Origin of the sequence: Pedobacter ginsengisoli, from assembly GCF_030244015.1 — a bacterium.
In the GTDB taxonomy this organism is placed as follows: Bacteria; Bacteroidota; Bacteroidia; order Sphingobacteriales; family Sphingobacteriaceae; genus Pedobacter; species Pedobacter ginsengisoli.
The window spans coordinates 1-22,923 of record NZ_JASSYX010000003.1; the positions used below are offsets into that span (position 1 = coordinate 1).

At 43.9% G+C, this 22,923-nt stretch carries 14 protein-coding genes; 9 read left to right on the plus strand and 5 right to left on the minus strand.

Annotated elements, in window-relative coordinates:
- Positions 1–844: 844 nt before the first annotated feature.
- The 8 genes from QEP08_RS12170 to QEP08_RS12205 all read left to right on the plus strand — a co-directional run bounded on the left by QEP08_RS12170 (position 845) and on the right by QEP08_RS12205 (position 9,253).
- The gene (locus tag QEP08_RS12170) at positions 845–1,777 is read left to right on the plus strand and encodes an outer membrane protein assembly factor BamD (protein ID WP_285058375.1); all 933 of its coding nucleotides are present in this window, start codon (positions 845–847) and stop codon (positions 1,775–1,777) included.
- The gene (locus QEP08_RS12175; protein WP_285058376.1) at positions 1,777–2,103 is read left to right on the plus strand and encodes a DNA-directed RNA polymerase subunit omega; all 327 of its coding nucleotides are present in this window, start codon (positions 1,777–1,779) and stop codon (positions 2,101–2,103) included. Before QEP08_RS12170 ends, QEP08_RS12175 begins: the two co-directional genes overlap by 1 nt.
- Positions 2,104–2,146: 43 nt before the next feature.
- Entirely contained in the window at positions 2,147–3,346 is a 1,200-nt protein-coding gene (gene coaBC / locus QEP08_RS12180; RefSeq protein ID WP_285058377.1) for a bifunctional phosphopantothenoylcysteine decarboxylase/phosphopantothenate--cysteine ligase CoaBC, read from the plus strand.
- Positions 3,343–4,317: a type IX secretion system protein PorD gene (gene porD, locus QEP08_RS12185; protein ID WP_285058378.1), complete on the plus strand. Its 975-nt coding sequence runs from the start codon at positions 3,343–3,345 to the stop codon at positions 4,315–4,317. The genes coaBC and porD overlap by 4 nt, the downstream gene beginning before the upstream one ends.
- A gap of 83 nt (positions 4,318–4,400) precedes the next feature.
- Positions 4,401–4,781 carry a BlaI/MecI/CopY family transcriptional regulator gene (locus tag QEP08_RS12190; RefSeq protein ID WP_349019035.1) on the plus strand — a complete coding sequence of 127 codons (381 nt, stop codon included), beginning with the start codon at positions 4,401–4,403 and terminating at the stop codon, positions 4,779–4,781.
- Positions 4,782–4,785: 4 nt separating this feature from the next.
- Positions 4,786–6,612, plus strand: coding sequence for a M56 family metallopeptidase (locus QEP08_RS12195; protein WP_285058379.1), 1,827 nt, complete (start codon positions 4,786–4,788; stop codon positions 6,610–6,612).
- A gap of 107 nt (positions 6,613–6,719) precedes the next feature.
- The gene (gene recN, locus QEP08_RS12200; RefSeq protein ID WP_285058380.1) at positions 6,720–8,378 is read left to right on the plus strand and encodes a DNA repair protein RecN; all 1,659 of its coding nucleotides are present in this window, start codon (positions 6,720–6,722) and stop codon (positions 8,376–8,378) included.
- Positions 8,379–8,437: 59 nt separating this feature from the next.
- On the plus strand, positions 8,438–9,253 hold the full coding sequence (locus tag QEP08_RS12205) for an enoyl-ACP reductase FabI (protein ID WP_285058381.1): 816 nt from the start codon (positions 8,438–8,440) through the stop codon (positions 9,251–9,253).
- Positions 9,254–9,263: 10 nt separating this feature from the next.
- On the opposite strand, the gene QEP08_RS12210 is transcribed toward QEP08_RS12205, so the two are convergent.
- From QEP08_RS12210 to QEP08_RS12230, 5 genes are all read right to left on the minus strand, one after another.
- Positions 9,264–10,781, minus strand: a complete 1,518-nt coding sequence (locus QEP08_RS12210) for a fibronectin type III domain-containing protein (protein WP_285058383.1) — start codon at positions 10,779–10,781, stop codon at positions 9,264–9,266.
- A gap of 17 nt (positions 10,782–10,798) precedes the next feature.
- Positions 10,799–17,293: a hypothetical protein gene (locus tag QEP08_RS12215; RefSeq protein ID WP_285058384.1), complete on the minus strand. Its 6,495-nt coding sequence runs from the start codon at positions 17,291–17,293 to the stop codon at positions 10,799–10,801.
- A gap of 18 nt (positions 17,294–17,311) precedes the next feature.
- A complete protein-coding gene (locus tag QEP08_RS12220) occupies positions 17,312–18,994 on the minus strand; it encodes a hypothetical protein (RefSeq protein WP_285058385.1) in 1,683 nt (560 codons plus the stop codon).
- A gap of 6 nt (positions 18,995–19,000) precedes the next feature.
- The gene (locus QEP08_RS12225) at positions 19,001–20,758 is read right to left on the minus strand and encodes a collagen-like domain-containing protein (protein WP_285058386.1); all 1,758 of its coding nucleotides are present in this window, start codon (positions 20,756–20,758) and stop codon (positions 19,001–19,003) included.
- Positions 20,759–20,868: 110 nt separating this feature from the next.
- A complete protein-coding gene (locus tag QEP08_RS12230; RefSeq protein ID WP_285058388.1) occupies positions 20,869–21,681 on the minus strand; it encodes a helix-turn-helix domain-containing protein in 813 nt (270 codons plus the stop codon).
- Positions 21,682–21,848: 167 nt separating this feature from the next.
- Between QEP08_RS12230 and QEP08_RS12235 the strand changes: the two genes are divergently transcribed.
- Positions 21,849–22,922: a PA0069 family radical SAM protein gene (locus QEP08_RS12235; RefSeq protein ID WP_285058389.1), complete on the plus strand. Its 1,074-nt coding sequence runs from the start codon at positions 21,849–21,851 to the stop codon at positions 22,920–22,922.
- Position 22,923: the final 1 nt, after the last annotated feature.

Consider the following 22,923-nt stretch of genomic DNA (forward strand, 5'->3'; position numbering starts at 1 on the left):
CTCTTCTTTATATCTCTTCGCTTCACATCCTCTGTTTTTTCCTGGTCTTATTCGTCCTGGTTTCAGTTTCAGATACTCTGCGTCTCAATCTTTTTTATTCAGCCCCGAACTCCGTTCGTGAACTCCCGTTCTGTTTGGGATTGCAAAGGTAGAAATCTTTTTGTATTTGTCAAGCCTTTTTAAAAACTTTTTTTTTCTTCTCTTTCTCTGCTAACATCATGCGCCCAAAGACACCCTGACACCTAAACCCAAAAGACAAATCAAATCCCTACAACCACTCAATCAACGCCCCTCCTATATCCAAAACCCTTTTCCCTTCCTCCGAACCGGGTTGCAAAAGTAGAAAAAAAATCCCACCATCCAAACAATCCATAACTATTACCCAAACAACCAACCCAAACACACTGATACACAAGTAGAAAATTTTAAAAATAACTATATCCCCTTCAGCAGACAATCCATACTATATATAGATAGATGTACACATATACAATACACAACGGGGATCTGATACGGGTTTTGCTGTACAGTTACAGGCCGACAAGACCCAACATCCAATACGCCAAGGGGATTGTCATACTTATTAAAACATGATTGTGCCACCTGTTAAGTGTTGAATACGATAAGATACTGAGATAAACCTCTACCATATAGATTAACTTATATAGTTACAAGCAGGCTGACAGCACCAGTACAAGATTAGACAAATCAACATCCTTAGTACACAACGGAAGCCACATTTGTTAAAATATGTTAACAGCTTGTCCTTACGATTGCCTTTACATAGCTTAGCGTCCTATTATTTTTAATTGACGGAATCGTATTATTACCTTATCTTTGCAGAATGTTTAAAATTAAACACGCTTTATTATTAAGTTTTACCATTGTTACCCTTACCATTGCAGGTTGCAAAAGCCAGTTTGAAAAGATCAGGTTAAGCAATGACGTTGCTAAAAAGTATCAGGAAGCACTAAGGTTATACAACAAGAAAAACTATTCCAAAGCGTTGATCTTATTTGAAGATCTTTCTCAAAAATACAGAGGCCGCGCCGAAGCAGAGGAACTCAACTACTACTACGCCTTAACTCTTTATAAAATAAGGGATTACACTACGGCCAGGTACCAGTTTAAAACTTTTGCAGACACCTACCCAACCAGCAAATACGCAGAAGAATGCCGATATATGAGCGCTTATTGCTATTATCTGGATTCTCCAAGACCGAGCCTTGACCAGGAAAATACAGTGAAAGCTATAGATGCGTTACAACTTTTCATCAATTTTTACCCTAAAAGTGAACGTGCTGTAGAGGCCAGTAAATACATTGGTATTCTGCGCACCAAGCTAGAGGACAAGGCTTATGCAAATGCAAAACTATATTATGATCTTGGAGGAGTGGGCGCTAACGCTACCAATTATCGTGCAGCAGTTATTGCATTGAAAAATGCACAGATTGACTTTCCGGATATTAAATATGCAGAGGAGATGGATCTCCTGATCATCAAATCTCAATTGGCTTATGCTAAGAACAGTATAGAGGAGCGTCAGGAAGACAGGTTCAATGAAGCGATTACCTATGCTGACGAGTTTGTTGAGGCACATCCTCAAAGTAAATTTCTGGAAGAAGCTAAAGAACTGAGGAAAGAGAGTGAATCAGGAATAGAAAATGCAAAAAGGATATTGGCCATTAAAATGGCTGACTACGAAAAATATAAAGCTCAATTGGAGAAAGATGCCAAAAGAGACAGTTCTGCTACAATTAAAACACCGATCAAATAATGAATACTAATAAACCCGCAATACCGAACACTACGGTTACCAGAAATGTTAATGATCTGGATCAGAAAACTGAAAACATTTATGAGTCTTTAGTAATTATTTCAAAAAGGGCTAATCAGATTTCAAATAATATGAAAGAAGAACTTCATGGCAAATTGGCTGAGTTTGCTTCTTCGAATGACAACCTGGAAGAGATCTTCGAAAACAGGGAACAAATTGAGATCAGCAAGCACTATGAGCGTTTACCAAAACCTTCCCTTATTGCTATTGACGAGTTCCTGAATGACAAAATTTATTACAGAAATCCTGCTAAGGAGCAACAATAATATCAGGCATAGGTATTAAATTGCATCCTTGCATTAATAAACCATGCTAAAAGATAAAAACATTATTCTTGGCGTTTGCGGTAGCATAGCAGCATATAAATCTGCCATCCTGGTCAGGTTACTGATCAAAGCTGGCGCAAACGTAAAGGTAATTCTTACGGCCGATGCGGCAAATTTCATTACTCCGCTCACCCTGGCAACCTTATCAAAAAATCCTGTTTACACGCAATATTTCGAAGAAGAAACCGGTGTCTGGAGCAATCATGTAGAACTGGGTCTTTGGGCAGATTATATGGTCATAGCCCCACTAAGCGCCAACACACTGGCAAAAATGGCGGGCGGGCTTTGCGACAATCTGCTTAGCGCAGTCTATCTGTCGGCTAAATGCCCCGTCTTCGTTGCTCCTGCTATGGATCTTGACATGTGGAGACATGAAAGTACCCAGCAAAATACCGACAAGATAAAATCTTATGGAAATGTAGTAATTGCGCCTAATAACGGCGAATTGGCCAGCGGCTTGTACGGTGCCGGCCGTATGGCCGAGCCTGAAGAAATCGTTGACTTTCTAAATACCGCCATTCAAAAAGATCTGCCATTTCTTGGGAAAAAAGTCCTCGTAACTGCCGGCCCTACTTATGAAGCCATAGACCCTGTTCGTTTTATCGGCAATCACTCGTCCGGAAAAATGGGTTTTGCGATTGCTGATCAATTTGCAAAACTGGGTGCAGAGGTGACTCTAATTACCGGCCCTACCGAGCAAAAAAGCCAGCATAAGCTCAAAAGAATAGATGTGGTAAGTGCAGCGCAAATGCTTGAAGCCTGTGAACAGGAATTTGGCGATGCAGATGTAATGGTAATGAGTGCCGCAGTGGCTGATTATACGCCGGTAACTATCGCCGGTCAAAAGATCAAAAAAACCGACGAATCGCTCAGCATCGAGCTGACGAAGACAAAGGACATCCTTGCTGCACTTGGCAGGTCAAAAACCACTGCGCAGATCCTGGTAGGATTTGCACTGGAGACTGAAAAAGAAGAAGACCATGCCAAAGAAAAACTAATGAAAAAAAACCTGGACCTGATCGTACTTAATTCTTTGAATGATAAAGGTGCAGGCTTCAAAACAGATACTAATAAAATTACTATCTTTAATAAGGCATTTGAAAAAACAGTTTTTGACATCAAATCAAAAACAGAAGTCGCCAAAGACATTTGCCTGGAAATATTAAAACTCATCCCAGCATGAAACGCAGTCTCCTGATTATTCTGGCTTTATTTTCCTTTCAGTATTCCATGCTGGCGCAGGAACTAAATGCAAGAGTGTCCATTCAGGCCCCTTCAGTTCCTAATATTGACAGACGGAATATAGAAGTGCTTCAAAAGGTCGTTACAGAATTCCTGAACAACAACAAGTGGACTACGGAAACTTATGCACCTCAGGAACGCATTGAATGCAATTTTGTGATCACCATAACAGATTGGGACGGAAGCAATGCTTACAAAGCGGAAGCCCAGCTGCAGTCCAGCAGACCGGTATACGGCTCAGCCTACAACAGCACACTACTTAACTTAAGTGACAAGGATTTTGATTTTGGATACACTGAAGGTCAGTCAGTAGACTTTTCCGATCAAAACTTTATTTCCAACCTGAGCTCTTTGCTGAGTTTCTATGCCTATACCATCATTGGTTTGGACAAAGACAGCTTTAGCAGAATGGGTGGCACACCGTTGTTTAAAAAAGCACAGAATATCCTGAATAACGCGCAAAACAGCGGCACAAAGGGTTGGAAAGCATTTGACGGGTTACGAAACCGGTATTGGCTGAACGAAAACCTGCTCAACAAGAGTTTTGAAGACCTGAGAGCCTTTATATATGATTACCATTTTAATGGCCTGGACCGGCTGCAGGACAATTTAGGCAGAGGTGTAAAAAAAATGATTACACTGCTAAGCGGACTGAAGCAAATGGATAAACAAAAGCTCGGCTCTATTTTTCCTAATTTTTACTTTGCAACCAAAGCCGATGAGGTGGTCAATGTGTTCTCGATCCCTACCGGAGACCCTTCAGACCGGATCAAGGCCTACAATCTTTTGGTAGAAATAGACCCGGCAAATATCAATAAATACGAAGTACTCAATCAAGCTGGCAACCCGCTGCAACCAGGAATCAACAACGGACAACCTGTCCCGAATGGCCAACAGGGCATTCGCAATTAAATAGTTAAAAATTGTTAAAATTATTTTTTTTATACGAATACATTCGTACATTTGAATACGAAACAATTCGTATATATAATATTATGATGGCAGCAAACCTTAAACCTACCGAAAGTGAACTGGAGATCTTACAGATATTGTGGGAGAAAGGCAATTGCACAGTAAGAGATGTGCACGAGATCTTGGAGAAGAACAAAGATGCAGGATATACCACTACCCTCAAATTGATGCAGATCATGCATGAGAAGGGCCTGGTGACAAGAGACACTTCAGCAAAGACGCACATCTACCACGCATTGGTCAATCAGGAAAAGACCCAGCAGCACCTGGTCGATAAAATGATTGACAATGTGTTCAACGGATCAGCAGCGAGATTGGTCATGCAGGCACTGGGCAACCATACTGCGAGTAAGGATGAGATTGATTCAATAAAAAAATATTTGGATGAATTAAGCAACAAATAAAACTATGGAAGCAATTGTAAACAACCTGATCAAGGCTACCGGCTGGAGCATATTCCACTCTTTGTGGCAGGGAGCTATTATCTATGCCATCTTAATGCTCGTCGTAGCAGCGGTACCGAAAATGAATGCGAAGGTTAAACACAACCTGGCTTACTCAGCTATGTGCTTGATGTTTATGGGCTTTTGTATTACCTTTTTTTCCATTTTTAACATTCCAGACCAGGCAGAACTCATTCAGCCGGGCCAGGTTACCTCGACTGAACCTGTCAATTACCTGCTCAGTCTGCCACAGGAGATCAACAGCCAGACTGAACATATATTTCCTTACCTGGTAAGTGTATATGCACTTGGTCTCCTATTTCAATTACTAATCCTCGGGGTGGGCTATAAAAGAATGCTTAAATTAAAACAGGCTGAACGAACCATGGTGCCTCAGGAATGGCAAGCGGCCTTTATTGCGCTTACTTCAAAACTAAACCTGCACAGAAAGATCAGTTTTTACCTTTCTGCCAATGTGAATGTGCCATTGGTAATCGGTTATTTTAAGCCTGTAGTCCTGTTTCCTATTGCATTGACCACTCAGCTTGATATGAACCAGGTTGAAGCCATCCTGATCCACGAGCTGTCCCACATTCGTAGAAACGATTATTTGCTCAACCTCATCAAGACAGGAATAGAAACCGTATTGTTCTTCAATCCCTTTATCTGGCTTAGCGGCAGGTACATCAATATTGAACGTGAACATGCCTGCGATGATCTCGTACTGAAATTTACAGGAACACCGGTTACCTATGCCCATGCACTTTTAAAGCTTGAAATCCTTAAAGACAAAACCACTCCAGCCCTTTCCATGGCCGCAACCGGAAGCAACCAGCATTTGTACCAGCGTATAAAAAGAATCACAGATATGAAAACTAATTACATGAATGCAAAGCAGCAGCTCTTTGCGATTACATTAACCGTTGCCACCGTAATTTCTCTGGCATGGGTTAGTCCTGCTAAAACCGCTTCTGACAGCAAAAGCAGTGCCCCGCTTAAAAAAGGAATAGATGCCGGAACACAAAGCATTAAATTCAAAGTACTCGATTTGGCTAAAGAAAAAGCAGTATCAGCAGCCAATTGTAAATTGAATGAGGATACCACCAAAAAGAAAAAAAAGTTTAAGATTGTTACTGTCGATGCCAAGGGAGAAAAAAAAGAATACAACTCTGTAAAGGAAATGCCGGACAGTTTGAGACAGGAAGTGATGAACGACACTTTTCTGAACAGCGACGATTTTCATTTCGACTTCAGGATAGATTCATCGATAAATGCAAGTATGGCTTACCTGAAATCAGATGATTTCAAAAGACACATGAAGGACGCACAAATAATGGCAATGACAATGTCCAAGAAATTCCAGTCACCGGAATGGAAAAAGCAGCAGATGGAAATCAGAAAACAAGCGATGGAAATGCGCAAAAAATTTAATTCTCCTGAATTTAAAAAACAGATGAAGGATGTACAGCTGCAATCTGCGACAATGATGAAAAAATTTAATTCGCCGGAATGGAAGAAACAACAGAACGACATCAAAAAACAAGCCGAAGAAATACGTAAGAAATTTGATTCACCCGAGTTCAGAAAACAAATTGAAGAGATGAAGAAGCTTCAGGATTCTCCGGAATACAAAGAACTGAAAGAGAAATTCGAAAAAGATATCCAAAAGCTGAAAAATGAGAAAGGGATAAAGTCTGATATAAAATCGTTTAATATTATGCCTTCCGATCATATTATTGTGGAGCCGGGCGAGGTAGCGGAAGACGATATAAAAGTGATCAAAGCCGATTAGTACAAACACACATATATTTAGATGGGGGCAGAAGTTAAACTTCTGCCCTTTTTTGTTAATAAGTATAAACATCCAATGGCTAAGTTTTCATAATTTAGCAAAGTAATATGCTACAGAAACTTTCTATTCGTAACTATGCTTTGATAGACAGTGTTGAGCTTGAACTTGATAAAGGTTTAAACATCATCACTGGTGAAACCGGCGCAGGCAAGTCCATTATGCTGGGTGCCCTTTCTCTGATCCTTGGGCAAAGGGCAGAAACAAAATATTTCTTTAACCAGGAAAAGAAATGCATTATTGAAGGACAGTTCCTGCTTGAAGGTCAGTCGCTTCAACCTTTGTTTGAAGAAAATGACATTGACTTTTATACGGAATGCATCCTGCGAAGAGAAATCTCTACAGATGGCAAATCAAGGGCATTTATAAACGATACGCCCGTTTCACTAGGTATAATGAAACAAATCGGCGAACAGCTGATCGATATTCACTCCCAGCATGCGACACTGGAAGTCAATGATCCTGCTTTTCAGCTATTGGTTGTAGACACACTTTCCAATCATCAGCCGCTGCTTGAAGAGTACAGGAGGCAATACAAAGCATGTAGAAAAATCCAGCAGCAGCTAAAGACATTAAAGGATACAGCAGCCGATGCCCGCAGCAGACAGGATTACGAACAGTTTTTATTTAATGAACTGGAAACAGCAGACCTGAAAGCTGACGAACAGGAAAAACTGGAAACAGAACTCCAGGTGCTGAACAATGCGGAAGCAATTAAACGCAGCCTGGTCAATTCTTACAACTTACTGAGTGAACAGGAAACCGCAGTTTTACCGGTTTTAAAGGAAGCAATTTTACAGATTCAGGGTATAGAAAAGTTCAATGGTGATTACCTGGTTCTGAATGAGCGCCTGCGTTCTTCACTGATAGAGCTTAAAGACATTGCGCAGGAAGTTGCCTCGCTAGATGAAGCGGTGGTTTTTAATCCTTCAAAAATAGAAGAGATCAGTGCAAGACTGGATATTATCTACAGTTTACAACAAAAACACAAAGTAAGTACAGTCGGTGACCTGCTGGCAATCCAAGAGCAATTGTCTGCCAATTTAAGTAAACTGCTGAGCGGAGACGAAGAAATAGACCGGTTGGAAAAAGAAATAACCGCTATGCTTAGTGATCTTGAACAAAAAGCAGAAAGCCTGTCTGTCAACCGCAGCAAGTCGATACACCTTATCGAAGGCCTTGTTGCCAAAGTGTTGGTTAAAGTCGGGATGCCGCATGCAAAAATCAAGATAGAACAAAGTCGGCTGCCGGAACTCAATAGAGACGGCCGGGACAGTATTGCATTGCTATTTTCTGCAAATAGCGGTCAGCCTCCTGCCCCGGTTGGAAAAATTGCATCAGGCGGAGAGTTGTCCAGGCTGATGCTCGCCATCAAATCAATCATGGCCAGGCATACTGCATTGCCAACACTGATCTTTGACGAGATCGATACCGGCATCTCTGGAGAAACCGCCGTTCAGGTAGGAAACGTCATCGGTGAACTGGAAGAAAATATGCAGGTGATCTGCATTACACATCTTCCTCAAATCGCAGCCAAGGGTGATGCACATTATTTCGTTTATAAAAATGAAGCAACAGAACGTACTACAACCGGCATTAAAAAACTAATGCCTGCCGAGCGTGTAAAGGTTATCGCCGAAATGCTCAGTGGTAAAGACCCAGGGGCGTCAGCCTTAAAAAATGCTCAGGAACTATTGGGCACCAGGTAAATGTCTTTCATATTTTTCTTACTTTCGGTTATTAAAAACGAGAATAAAAAATAACCGATATGTACAACTTGTTAAAAGGTAAGCGCGGCATCATCACCGGTGCACTAGATCAAAATTCCATTGCCTGGAAAGTAGCGGAGAAAGCACATGAAGAGGGTGCAACATTTGTTCTGACAAATGCCCCTATTGCAATGAGGATGGGCGAGATCAATGCTTTAGCAGAGAAAACAAATTCTAAGATCGTACCTGCCGATGCAACTAATGTCGAGGAACTGACCAACCTGTTCACTCAATCGCAGGAAATACTGGGTGGCAAAATAGACTTCGTACTGCATTCTATAGGCATGAGCGTGAACATCCGGAAAAAAATCCCTTATGCCGAGTCAAACTACGACTACTTTATGAAAGGGATCGATGTATCTGCAATGTCTTTTCATAAGATGCTGGCCGTAGCTAAAAAACTGGATGCCATAAGTGAAGGCGGAAGTGTAGTGGCCTTGACCTATATGGCTGCCCAGCGCACTTATCCGTTCTATACAGATATGGCTGATATCAAGGCTATGCTCGAGTCTATCGCCCGCAGCTTCGGTTATCATTACGGCCTGGAAAAAAAGGTACGTATCAATACAGTATCACAATCACCGACAAAGACAACCGCAGGAACCGGAATCAAAGGCTTTGGCGATTTCTTTGATTATGCAAATGCTATTGCGCCTTTGGGCAACGCCGATGCAGAGTCATGTGCGGATTACTGCATCACCCTATTTTCTGACCTCACCCGCATGGTGACCATGCAGAACCTTTTCCACGATGGCGGTTACTCTTCTACCGGCGTGAGTGATGTGGTGATGCAAAAAATGGGACTGGAAGGATAACCAAGCAGACTCAGTTGACCTGCAGTACCTCTGTCCCCCTGCTTTCCTCATTGTTCATATTGATCGCCGTCAGCTTATATAAATTAAGCTGACCGGCGACATATTTTTTGGTAAGCACATGGTCCTGAGAAGAAAGAATCGTCTCGATCAGTGCGAAGGATTTACCCGTCCATTTATACAGGCGGTAAGCTTTCAACTTTAAATCCTCGTCTTTCAGCCATTTTACATAGAGCGACTTTTCGATAGCCGCTGCTTTCAGATACCTAGGACCAAATTCTTTGTCGAAAGCATTGCGATAGGTAAACGATTCGCTAAATCGGCTCAACAGGGAACCATTTATTGCCTGAACTTTAAAGGTGTCTCCGTCTTTCGGTTTCAGGATTTCGACATAGTTCATCCCATTACCAGGCAGCACATTACTCATGGGAACAAATTCGGCATCGGATTTTCGCTTCCTTAGTATTTTAAATCCAGCTACTTCGCCCTGTCTTAAACTATCAATTGTCCACACCAAACGGTAGGTGGTGTCATTGGCAGTCAGTACCCTCAAATCCTGTGGTGCAGGCAAGACGGCCTCTTTATTAACATAAGCGATCGTTACCGTATCTGAAGGCACACTTTGATCAAAGGAATTGCTTTCGGCCACCACATAATACTGATACATCTCCCCCGGCACCAGTGAACTGACTGTATCTGTCCATTCATATTTATTTAGCCTGCTTTTTGTGAGCGCTGAAGAAGCTGTCACAAATGCACCGGTATTGTGCGTTCTTTTCTTCACATAAAATGCCCTGGCATATTTGTCCGCATTTTCCCAGCTTAAGATGACAGCATTTTTCCTCTGTTCGGCATGAATGCTTACAGGACTCAGTGGCTGGATTTTAAACTGGGGAATGACATAAATAGAAGCAGAAGAAAGTACTGGTCCATTCCCATAGGTCGACAAGTCAAGACGGTAGAAAAAAGGCTCATTGGCATCGTTCACCCTGTCCACATATAAACTATCAGTGCCGCTTAGTGTAGTTACCGGTACAAAATCCATATCTTTCTTCCTGCTTCGCAGAAGAGTAATGCTCCTGAGCAAGAAACTGTTCTCCATTTTCCAGCTCAGAGCTACGGCATTGGAACCCTCGAGTCCAATACCCGAAAACTTACCCACGACCGGCCTCGCATCCTCCGGATAGGCCAGCGCCCAAACGCGATCACGTAATAACAACGCAGTATCCCTGCGCAGCTCTACCTGGTATTCATAGATTCCGGGCTTTTGGCGAATGGTCGTATCGGCAAACTGCGTCACCTTGAAAGCAGCGATCTTTTTATGCTTTCTGATAAGCCGTCTTCCATCCAGGCCATTCCGGTATACATCAATAAAGACACTATCCGTACCAGTCAAACCGGTTGGCATATAACTCAGGACGATATCGCCACCATCATACTTTGCTGTTAAATTGGCTGTTGTTGTTACTTTTTGCTGTCCGGAACCGCGAATCGCCAGGACAGACAGGCACAATAAGATTAAATATTTCATAACTTTTGTTCTGCTTATTATCTAAGTGAAGGTTTAAATTTGAAGCTGTCACTAGTTCTTTCTAATAAAAGGTCCAATCCAACCCCGGTACTGCCTACACAATAAATGATGTTGGCGTTTACCCCAAATTTCAGGAAACCAGTCAAACTGCCACCAGTATAGTGCAGATCAAACTGTCCGTCTGCACCACCTGAAAGACCTATACTGCACATCTCCAGATCGTATAAACAAGAAGCGTGAGCGAAGGCCTTTCCGCCAATATTGGTTTCTGCACCGTCGGCGACGTTCAACAATACATATAAATCAATTCCTGCTGAAAAATCAAATACCGGCACAAAAGATCCAACAATCGGAATACTTTTTAAATTGGGCCCGGGTAATTGAGGAAGATCATTTTTCCCCAGCGATTTCATTACATTAACATAGAAACCTTTCAAACCTGTATTGAAGGAAGATGGCAGCTGGCTATATAGTGTGACACCCAGCAATTTATTCCGCATGTATGCTGGCAGCGCAGTACCGTAATAACCAATCGCTATCCCGCTTTTGAAGTTCCCGAGCAATGCTGATGGCAAAGGTGCGGTGATCTGGGCATTGGTAATTGCCCCTACCAAAACAAATCCGTTTTCGTCCATTTGCACATCAATGGTACCATCCTGGACGGTAACAGGCCCCATGACGATATTAGCATTCGATAGCGTTAATGCACCCTGGAAAATTTTCCGGTCAAAATCAAAAGTTAATCCAAGATTTCCGAAAGGACTACTGATGTCACTAAGTCTAATGGCTTTTCCAGATGACCCGTCGGTAGACAGCGCACCATTGACTACAAAATCAATCAGGTTGCCACCCGGCAGTAACATATCCTTTGTGGTATTCGTCGCCTTATCATAAGAAGTATAATTTTGCGGCTGACCCGTGAAACGCAGCAGATCCCACTGGTAATTATTCACTTTATTACCACCTACCGTCAGCAACAGGGACTTTGACCCCATTACGATCTTCTGATCCGGCTTAAGATCCATTTTGATGTCCCCCGGAACCTTAGTAAGTGTACCTCTGATCCCTTTTATGGCGTCATCAGGAGTATTTTTGTAGATCAGCACGTTTCCATCCACAGTCAGTTTATTAGGCGAAAGCTCATAGCTGTATCCTTCAAATTTCACCTTACCGGCCATTTCCACGTCAATTTGCAACTTTTCAACGCCCAACACCACGTTATTGTTATCCCGTTTTGGATCGGTGGGATCTTTATAAAATTTAAACCGGCCTGTCACACTTCCATTCGATCCCGGTATCTGCAGATCAGTATTGCCTACCAGGGTGAAAAAGTTATCGGCCACTTCAATCCCGCTGATATGCTGCCCGATCACATTGTAGTAACTTACATCGGTTTCCTTTATCATGATCGTTTTATGCTTTCCGTCGCTATAAGTGCTGAGCATGTCGATGTCAATTCTCGAACCCATCATACCCGGCAGATTGCCGATATAAGCAACAGGCTGCTGCCCGTTGGCCAGGTTTAGCCGGTAATGAGGCTTTTGGTCAAAAGGTGCCGCTTCATCATAATTCAGGGTGAGTTTTGCACCACTGAATAAATTCAGCGGTGTCACATTAGCCAGTGAAAGTGATTCATTGCCTGTCATTTTACTCGCACCCAGGTCTATGGACTTAGGCATGATCATCAGGTCATTCAGCGCAACCGAAGGTAAATTAGTTTTTAAGCTCCCTCCCACTACCTTGAAACCACCCTGGTTCACATCATACATCAGACCCTTGCCCCTGATGGACCAGCTCTCCAGTGGAAGGTTGATATCACCCACATATTGGTTCCAGGCAATCTCCTTTGGAGCCACTTTCAACTGCCCTGCCGGTAAGGTACTTGCACCCACCAGTGGGATCTGTACATTAACATCGGCATTGAGATAAAATGCACTCTGGTTAAAATACCCGGAACTGAATTTCGCACTGAAATTGTGAATATTAAAATTGTTCCTGCCATATAATGCAGACAATGCATAAGTCGATCCAGGCTGGAAGCTAGTATTCGCTGAGAAAACCGTAATGAAAGATTTCGATATCTCAAACGGAATAGCCACACTGTTCAACAGGAACTTGCCTGAATAGTCATAGCTAAAATTAAAGGAAGCCAGTTCAGAAGTCACATATCCGCTCAGTTTACCCAGACCGTTGTTCTTCTCGACAAACAATTTTCTTGAAAATGCACCATTGTCAGAAGCCAGCACTTCACAGGCATACTGGTTAAAGGCAGTAACTTTTAGCGCATTGGTCTCTAAGGTGATCCTGTCCGCTTCCGGCACCATCGTCCCCAGAGCTACTGCACCTGGTTTCACCTTCCCACCCAATCCGCCAAAGGCATCATCGGGTTTCTTGAAACTAACCGTCACATTATTAAATGGCAAGGCAGCACTTCCAATCCCGGTAAAGGTGGTGTTGAGCGGCATGCCTTTAAACACCCCTGAAATTTTTGTCACATTGTGTACTGAGGTCACCGTATTGATCTCCACCGGAATACCCCAGATCTCACTTTTCGCCCCAAAAGAGGTCAGCCCAAAGTTGGCAATACTTAACCCCGGCACATTAGGAATGCCAATAGCATTAAGTTCCTGCCGGATATACGGCGTCCCCGTCGACTTCACGGCATAGATCTTCACCGGCAATTGCGGAAATATTGGGGGAAGATTGAACTTGGCGTTTAAATTTTCTGCACCATACAGGGTATATCTGCCCTGAGCGTCCGTAGTGGTCTCGTTTTGTAGTTCCCCATCTGCGTTGACACCGCTAACGGTATAGACCCGTGCCCCCTCAATCGGGCTACCCGTTTTTGCATCTACTACCACACCGATTATTTTTTGCGCAGGAACCAGCCGTATCGTTACCACCTTTGGCTCTTTGAGCAGCGGAATCAGTAGATAATCATCATAAGTTACATAACCTGGGGCCGTTACCCGAACCTTAAATTCGTTTGCCGGACTGGCAATAGCCACGATGTCGGAAGAATTATAGGCAAAATAATCTGTAATGCCGTTCCTGATGCGGGTTTCACTGCCACCGATCAGATTGTTGTTCTGGTCAACAATCTGAAAGCGGGCACGGTGCAATTTCTCTTTCAGCACGATCCTCCCGTTTGCCTGACCCGCGGCATTGGTAACCACCGTCCAGTCTCCGTTTGCCTGAATGATCGGCGCCAGCGATTCTGAAAAATAGTTGTCCACCGTAGGGACAATCTCCACAGTTTTCCAGCCCGCAGGTACATTTTCAATCTGGAAATATCCATTGGTATTTTTAATGAAAGGACCGCTTGCTACACGGATGTTGCAGGAAACCGGCTGACCCGCTTCATTAACAATATATCCTGCGATTTTCCCGGCAGCCTGCATAGGTTGCTCCACCTGTGCAGGATAACGTTCACCCAGGACAATGTCATGCCTGATCGGCAAACCGTTTTTTACGGTAACTATCTTATCTGCAAAACCTGTTCTGCGGATCACAATCGTACGGAACAAATTCTCTTTCAGACCGGACAACTGAAGATATCCGTTCTCATCCGTATAATGGTTCACACTCTCTAGAGGCGTATAAGCATTCAGGCTTGCATACGTCGTTACGGTAACGATAGCACCCTGAATACCCTTTGGAACGTTATTTTGAATGGTCACCGCCCTCAGGTATATTTCAGGTTGTTTAGGTCGGACGGTGACCTCTGCACGAAAGGTTTCCGGCTTAAAGTCGCTGTTGAAAATCCCCTCTGTCGAATTGTTTACCATACCAGCCTTAATCAGAGGGCCGTACTGTGGCTTATAATTGAAATTTCCTTCAAAAGGATTCACTGCGACAAAGGGTATATGGGTATGAATTGCAAGTAGGTTTTTGAAATGCGCGACTCCAAACTCATCAGTTTTGACGATGTCTACAATTGGCAGATTCTCCTTGTTGGCGGATTCGGCGTTAACCATATTTTGCCCGGTATAACTTTCCGCATTTGCTTCGGCAGGTATGGTCAGTGGATTATCTTCCGGATCTTTGTCAATATTGACTTTGTTATCACCGTCATTCTGTTTGCCAAAATAGACATGTTGATCCAGCAGCTGTACCGGATAATTGGCTAGTACCTTTCCCGCGTCAACCGCCTGCTTCTTAATCGTCTTATCGGTCACAATGGCCACATCCGTGTTATAAGATTTCACGAAGACCAGCTCATCCGGCAGGATGGTTGTTTTGCCCGGTTTTGGTACCAGGCAGATGTCCGAACTCGTAAAATAACGGCTGTCGTCTTCGATCATCGGACGGATAAAGCCAAAATAGCTCAAACCTTTATCCGTACCAATATATCCCAGTTTATAATCATTGATAAAAGAAACACTGAATGAGCCGTCCGTTGCCAGCGTCGCTGCTGCCACCTTCAGGTTATATTTAATTTTTTCGCCATTATAGTTCAGGTAAGCACCGGAAATGTAATCTGAGGTAATGAAGGAGATTGGCTTTAGCTCAGTAAAGCTCTTAGGGTTCTTATTGCTGCTCTGCAGGATTACATATTTGAAACTGAGCTTCACATTTTTCAACGGCTTCGCATTGTCTTTTGCAGGAAAACGGCCATTGCCAATAAAATCGGGGAACTTGTCATTATCAAACATTTCCACATTCTTCATAGTCGGACCACCCATGGCATTTTTGCCGGCGTCTTTATCTACTACCAGTTGATTGCTGACAGGTGGCAAACTGATCGCATATGCTAGTGGCTGCTCATTTGCATCTTTAAAGCGGTACAAAAAGCGCCCCGCTATCCTGCTGCTTACCGGAGGAGGAGGAGTCTGTGCAGCCAGTTTGGACTGATCATAATAGATAAACTGCACCACCTGGCTTTTACCAAAGTTTGCCAGCCTTAAGGTATCCCCGGCCGGGCTTTTGCTAATGGCACGCACCTGAATGGCATAGCTGGCGCTATCCTCCAAAACAGCCGAAGACTGTGATTTCATCCCATTGACATTGGCGTTTCCATCCAGATAAACCTGAGTGCTGCTCTGTTTGCGGCTAAAAATAACGGGACCGGCACCTTCGATTGCAACAGCCGGATCAATACCTGGTGGAACTTTAACCATTTTAATTTCATAAACAGGAGGATAAGCCAGATTTCCCGTCTTCCATTCAATTTTTACTATGGGCTGCGGCGCGTTTTCCAGACGGGTAAAAACCGCATACTGTTTCGGTGCAGTAATCTCAGGCGCCAATGGCAAGACTTCGGCATCCTTCAGCTCCCCAAACTCAAATGTTCCGTTTTCACTCATGCCATTGTTTTTAAACACGGCTTTACCCAAAATATCATAAGCCCTGACCCTCCAGACGTAGCGCTTGCCCATCACAAAAGCAGGATCGGCAGCAGATTTCAGATAAAAGGTATCGACCAGTGTCCTGTTGATCAAAAAAGTTCCGGCATTAAAATTCTGATTGGGATTTTTGCTATTCACAGGTATTTCCGCTACCTGGAAACTATACCGTATTCCCGCGGCAGCAGATTTTTTCCAGTTAAAAAATAAGCTCTGGGCAGCGACGACCGGGAGCTTAGCAGCCGCGGCCGGACTGATCAGTAGCGGAGCATCCAATGGTTTGGAATAAATGAATACATTAGCCGCACTCACCCCATTATTTTTAAAGGTGACTTTTCCTGAGGGATCAAATGCCCTCACGCGCCAGGCATACCGCGCATTCTCGTGCAACGGAGGATCTGAAGGAGAAAGAACATAACTTAAGCCATTTATGTTCTTATTAACCAGCGGAAAAGAAACGGAGTTTAACAACTGGTTGGGATCAACCCGAACGCCGGCAGGCATTTCAGCAATTTGCAGAACGTACTGGGTACCCAACGGTACAAACCCCGCATTCATCCAATTGAAAATCAGGCTTTGAGGAACGGTGCTCGGCATACTGCTATTGTTACCCGGATATACCAGTACAGGCGCCTCCGGGTAAGCAATTGTGATATTGGTGCAACCTAAAGGAGCATTGGCAGAAAGCATTTGATTACTGGCATAATCCAGCGCCTGAACACAAAAATTATAGTTCCCTTCCGGAAGCCGTGATGTCTGCAGGAGCCTGGCCTTATCGACACCGTAAACATTGAGTGTATTCAGGTCAAAAATATCTTTTAGTGCCGGGCCGCTCAATTTTTTCACTTCGTTTGGACCCAAAATGATCGGTTGTAAAGGTACATAATTGGATTTGGTGGTCAGCCGGATACCGTTGTCACCAGTTAGCTGACCCGCCAGTTTAATGCTCCTTTGAGTATTGGACAGATTTTGAACGATCAGCAGGACTTTCCCTGCATTTATTCCGGCATAATCTGAATAATAGGGAGAGTAAGGCGGCGTAATGCTCACGGTGATGTTGACACTGTTCACAGCCTGTCCCATGGCCTTGTTGCCGGCCAGACCGCAAAACAGCGTCAAAAATAGCGCTATTGCTTTACCGCAAGTCATCAGGTATAACTTTTTCATGGGCGATGTTTTTATAGATTAGAAGGAATGAGTTAAATTCAGGCTGCTCCGCAGTTCATTAAAACCCGGAAGCGTGATGTCCCTGGAATTACTTTTGAGGTAGCTAAAGGAAATCGAAACAGCATTTCTTTTGGACATTAGGTAAGAACCGTTGACATTCCCATTCCACAGATTTCCCGCATCTTTCTTATTGTTCTGCTGCTGCTGATAACTGACCGAAGCATTCAAACCATACTTTCCCTTCGCAAACTGCTTGTCCAATCCCAGAGAAGGCCCATAAAAAACAGTTCTTCCAAAGGAAATATCTGCTACCGTATAGTTGACATTAGCATTCAAGCCTAGTGAACGGGGTACAAAACTGAGCTGATAAGAAAAGTTGACCGTCTTACTGTTTGATGTATTCTGACCAGAGGTAAAATTATTGAGGTCAACCAGCGACTGTATATTGCCGACCAGCACAAACCCCTGTGCCAGCAAATCTCCGTTAATATTATACCGCAGCATCGCATTGATATTGTGATTGGTGCGTGCCACTCGCAAAGTATCCACAATCGGGTTCAAGCCCCTGTCCTGGGTGATTCCATAATTTGAATACCTGAGGTCAATACCATAATCCTGGGTATTATAGGAAGCGCTCAAAGCCCCGATCTTGCGGTTAGACCTGTAGGCTTTATCATGCAGGATGTTGTCATTTTGCAAACCAAGGCTCCCATTTAGCTGCATCTGACCTTTAAGTAATCTCCAACCACCTTCAACGGTATAATTCTGCACATCTGTTTCAAAATAATATGCGCCCATAGACTTATAATCTGGATCCACACGCCTGTACCTGACCAGCACATTATAATTATTACCCTGATACCCCAGGCTACCTTGTCCCGCAGCCAGCAATTGCGTAGAGGTATTGAGTGTCACCAGCTTTCTGATCAGTGCCACTTTCCGCAGTTGGTTACTACCAATCGTATCGGACAACTTGTTGTTCGTATAAATACTGCCCGAGAGGTCGAAATCGAAAAGCACATGCTTAAAAAAAGTAAACCGTGCCGAGGTACCCAGCACCAGGTTCTCCGCAGGGTTGATACCACTAAACGTCACCGGATTTTTGAGTGACCCGGGTTCATCCCTCGCATTCAATACGACAATGTCAAAATGATTCTGTTCGGTGCCGTAGCCAAGCTTTACACTGTACCCCATTCTCCGGTAAGCCGGAGTCTGGGCAAAAGCAGAAACCTGGTTTGGGTCCTCCTCAATGGCTTTGTTAAAACGGCCATATACGAAACCCAGCCTCAGTTTACCAGGGTTCAGTTCTAAACCGCCTCCCAAAAAGGTATGGCCCGCCAGGGTAAAAGGAGAAAACTCCAGGCTTTGCCAGCCCGCATGAACGGTGACCCATTTGTACCTTGGGCTAATCCCATACTGGTTAAAAGGCTGACGGAAGCCGCGCTGCTGATCGCCTACCACCACACTGAAAGGAAAAGACACGCCATAAACAGACACTGTCGGTGCACCGCTCAGGAGATAAGAAAAAGCCCTTTGCCGTGCGGGAATACCATTTGAATTGTAAGTCCCGACACCCAGGCCCAGAGTACCATTGATGACAAGTGGTTTTTGGTTTGTCATTTGTTCAATATCCTGGCCCTTGCTTTGAATGCTCAGCACCATTATGGTAATGTAAAACCACAACCTTAAAGTACATTTCATTTCTGCCTACTTTAAGCTGATGAAATCTTTTTCCGATAAACCAAGTTTCTGCATCGTGCCGGTCATCGGCTGGTCCTTGCTCCTGATAGCACTCAACACGCCGGTAGTGCTGGCTGGAGTAATAATTATCCGGACTTTATCAACAGTCAATGGAGTATAGTCAGGAAGTACGTTATGTAAGATTCTAACCTTGGCGTCTGTGGGGTTGATCCTCAAAAAGTACCTGTAGAAAGCGTTGGCCCCCATATTTACATCGGTAAAATTCAATTGCTTCCAACTATAGCTTCCTGAACCAGCATCTGCACGGATATACACCAGCACTACTCCATTTTTTGCAGCGTTAAAATTAGCTGCCGGTATGTTAAATACGGAACTGGTATCATTGAATGATACGCCCTGCTTTTTCAGGACACGGTTATTAAATTCATATGACCAGCTGAAAGTTACATTATCCGGTGTTTCCAGGGCAATCACATTTGCATTGCCGTCGGCACCATTTTGTCCTTTTAAAGATGTTCCATAGGGGCTCCATATGCCGGCAGCCTTCGGCCCATATATGACGTAGGCTGAAATGTCAATGTAAAAATCTCCATTATTGCCCAGCGTATTGGCAGGTAGTCCTACCCCGTTTAAAACAGAACTGCCGTTGGCACCATTAGTCCCATTGGTTCCATTTGTGCCATTTGTCCCTTTCAGACTGACCCCAGGTCCCCAGCCTAAATTTGACTTTGGGCCATACATAATCATGGTAACTCTGGCAAAATAAAAGTCTCCCAGCTTACCCAAAGCATCATCCGGCTCGGTTTCGCCGCTATAAATTACAGTGCCATCCTTACCCGCCGGGCCAACAGGACCTTGTGCGCCATTGGCGCCACGCAGTAATAGCGCCACTCCCCATCCGGCTGCTGACTTCGGACCGTATAACAGGTAATTGGTTTTATCCAGATAGTAATCCCCGATCGCTCCTAAAGCCACTGCCGGTGTGCCATTACCACTGAGTGTTCTACTGCCGTTAGTACCATTTGTACCGTTCGTCCCATTCACTCCGTCAGTACCGTCCTCACCATTCGTGCCATTAGTCCCATTAGTTCCCCGGAGGATTATGGGGGTACCCCATCCCGTTGCCGTTCTCGGACCATATAAATTTCCTGTATTTTTATCCAGATAATAGTCGCCATCTGTTCCAATTATAGCAGCCGGAATCCCCGAACCACTATAAATAATGCTACCATCCTGTCCCGCCGCCCCTGCAGGTCCCTGCGGACCAGCAGCTCCTCGTAGCAAAATAGCGATCCCCCAGCCCGAAGCCCTCTTCGGACCGTATAGCAGGTAGTTTGTTTTATCCAGATAATAATCGCCAATTACACCTAAATCCGCCGGCGGCGCACCAGATCCGCTCAAGGTAGTGCTGCCATTAACTCCGTTAGTACCGTTGGCTCCATTAGTGCCATTTGTTCCATTTGTCCCATTGGCGCCCATCAGTGTAAGTGGTATACCCCAGCCCCCTGCAACTTTAGGCCCATAAAGGTTACCTGTCGAGCGATCCAGATAATAGTCTCCGGCATTACCTGCAGTTGGTTCTGGTATTCCGTTCCCACTGTACATGATACTGCCATCTTTTCCCGAAGCGCCAACAGCACCTGCATTTCCGGTAGCCCCTTGGGGGCCGGCAGGTCCCTCTGGCCCAATTAAACCTTGTTCTGAGCAGGAACTAAACAGAAACGGAACGACCATTAGCAGGATTATTAAGTAATTGTTTTTCATAGGTAGGTAGTTTGACTTTAAACACGAAGCCAGGAAGAAAATAGCTACACAAAACTTCGCAATGAAGGTAGCGGTCTCCATTACTCACGCATAGTAAAAATCGACGGATTTTAAATTTGTTGGTTCTGGCGGGAATGCCACTGGGAAGGAGTACAACCGTAAAAGTGTTTGAATTCCTTAATGAAATGATTCTGATCAAAGAAGCCAAAAGTATAAACCAGCTCCTGCCAGTTAACCGAATGGTTCTCGCTAATGAAATTATTAATGTTGTTAAAACGAACAATACGACTGAAAGTCTTGGGAGAAAAACCAACCTTTTCCCTGAATTGCTCACCCAGGGTAGTGGTAGACATGCCTACTTTTCGGCAAAGTTCCTCAATCCTAACCAATCCACCTTCTCTTTGAATTTCTGCACAGGCAAGAGCTATCGCATTCACATCTATCTTTGCCGAAGCAATAAGCCGCTTCAAAAGCCAGTTCTCAAGTAAAGAAATAACTTCAGCAGGTGAATCCGACACATCCCGCAATTGTTCTTTTAAACTTACTGTTTCCGGAAACAAGAGCTGCACATCTGTCCCCTGATTGCTAAGATACCTTTGTGGAATGCCCAAAAGCTTAAAAGCACCGTAGGGCTTAAACAATATCTGAACAACTCTTTTAGGAAAAAGATCAAAACTTCTGCCCTGATCGAGCAAGCCAACAAAGCAAAGCGGGTAGCTATCAACCTTGTTCGTCCCGGATTCACGAAACTCATGGTATTCATCCAAAACAAACGACAGCTGTGCATATTCCACAGGATACATATCCAGAGCCGACATTTGGTCTGCACCTTCACCAAGGCAAAAATAACAGTAATTCTGTACATATTCCTGCAACGCCTGATGCGGCGCAAATACATGAATAGAGGCATTACTTTTAATCATTCACACTAGCGTTTGAGTCTTTAGACAATATGAAAATAGGTAAAAAGAATTACATAAAAATTATTCTTTTCATTCAAAGATTTAAGGACTATGCAGCACTCATAAAAAGGATTTATATTTTTTAAAAATCAAACTTAAATTACTAATAATATTAGTAATTTTAGCTAATGAATTTAGGCGACAACAAATCTGAAAACTATTTCAAAGGAAGAGGAGCCCAGTTCAATCCGCATAACCGGTTTGAAAAAAAAGACTATGTAAAAGAGCACGATGAAGGAATAGACGAATGGGAAGAAGAAGACCATAAAACCTCCTTCATATTCGGAAAATCAAAGTCTATTGTCAATAAAGTCGACAGTCCCGATGTCGGTATGGCCTACTCCCTAAATCCATATCAGGGATGCGAACACGGCTGCACCTATTGTTATGCGCGAAATGCACATGAGTACTGGGGCTTCAGCGCCGGCCTCGACTTCGAGCGCAAGATCATTGTAAAAACAGACGCGCCTGCGCTTTTTAAAAAATTCCTGGAAAAAAAATCCTGGGACGCTTCTACCATATCCCTGTCAGGAAATACAGATTGCTACCAGCCTGCCGAAAGGAAATTCAGAATTACCCGGCAACTGCTGGAGATTGCCCTTGAGTACAGACAACCGATTGGTATGATTACCAAAAATGCACTGATCCTCAGAGACAGTGACATCCTTACCGAAATGGCAAAATTAAATCTGTGTATGGTTTACGTATCTATCAACAGCCTCAATGAAAAGTTGCGCCAGAAAATGGAACCGAGAACTACTACCGCAAAACAGCGTCTGAAAATCGTAGAGGACCTTAGCAAGGCAGGCATCCCCATGGGGGTAATGGTCGCTCCCCTGGTACCCGGTCTAAGCGATCATGAAATTCCGGCAATCTTAAAAACAATCGCCAGTTGCGGGGCAACCGCTGCAGGATATACCATCGTAAGACTCAATGGAGCTATTGGCGGGATATTCGAAGATTGGCTGCGTAAAAATTATCCCGACCGCTTTGAAAAAGTATGGCATATGATTCAATCCTGCCATGGCGGTAACGTTAACGACAGCAGATTCGGCGAAAGGATGCGCGGAGATGGCAATATTGCCCAAATGATCAGAGATAACTTTAAACTGCATTGCCGTCTGAACCATTTGAATGAAAAAAGAACAGAGCTGGACTCAAGTCTGTTTAAGGTCCCTCAAGCCCAGCTCCGCCTGTTTTAAA

Excerpts from the sequence above, each read along its gene's own strand:
- QEP08_RS12205 (WP_285058381.1), top strand. The coding sequence starts at position 8,438 with ATGTACAACTTGTTAAAAGGTAAGCGCGGCATCATCACCGGTGCACTA.
- QEP08_RS12215 (WP_285058384.1), bottom strand. The coding sequence starts at position 17,293 with ATGAAAAAGTTATACCTGATGACTTGCGGTAAAGCAATAGCGCTATTT.
- QEP08_RS12210 (WP_285058383.1), bottom strand. The coding sequence starts at position 10,781 with ATGAAATATTTAATCTTATTGTGCCTGTCTGTCCTGGCGATTCGCGGT.
- QEP08_RS12235 (WP_285058389.1), top strand. The coding sequence starts at position 21,849 with ATGAATTTAGGCGACAACAAATCTGAAAACTATTTCAAAGGAAGAGGA.
- coaBC (WP_285058377.1), top strand. The coding sequence starts at position 2,147 with ATGCTAAAAGATAAAAACATTATTCTTGGCGTTTGCGGTAGCATAGCA.
- QEP08_RS12175 (WP_285058376.1), top strand. The coding sequence starts at position 1,777 with ATGAATACTAATAAACCCGCAATACCGAACACTACGGTTACCAGAAAT.
- QEP08_RS12190 (WP_349019035.1), top strand. The coding sequence starts at position 4,401 with ATGATGGCAGCAAACCTTAAACCTACCGAAAGTGAACTGGAGATCTTA.
- QEP08_RS12230 (WP_285058388.1), bottom strand. The coding sequence starts at position 21,681 with ATGATTAAAAGTAATGCCTCTATTCATGTATTTGCGCCGCATCAGGCG.
- recN (WP_285058380.1), top strand. The coding sequence starts at position 6,720 with ATGCTACAGAAACTTTCTATTCGTAACTATGCTTTGATAGACAGTGTT.
- QEP08_RS12170 (WP_285058375.1), top strand. The coding sequence starts at position 845 with ATGTTTAAAATTAAACACGCTTTATTATTAAGTTTTACCATTGTTACC.
- QEP08_RS12225 (WP_285058386.1), bottom strand. The coding sequence starts at position 20,758 with ATGAAAAACAATTACTTAATAATCCTGCTAATGGTCGTTCCGTTTCTG.
- QEP08_RS12195 (WP_285058379.1), top strand. The coding sequence starts at position 4,786 with ATGGAAGCAATTGTAAACAACCTGATCAAGGCTACCGGCTGGAGCATA.
- porD (WP_285058378.1), top strand. The coding sequence starts at position 3,343 with ATGAAACGCAGTCTCCTGATTATTCTGGCTTTATTTTCCTTTCAGTAT.
- QEP08_RS12220 (WP_285058385.1), bottom strand. The coding sequence starts at position 18,994 with ATGAAATGTACTTTAAGGTTGTGGTTTTACATTACCATAATGGTGCTG.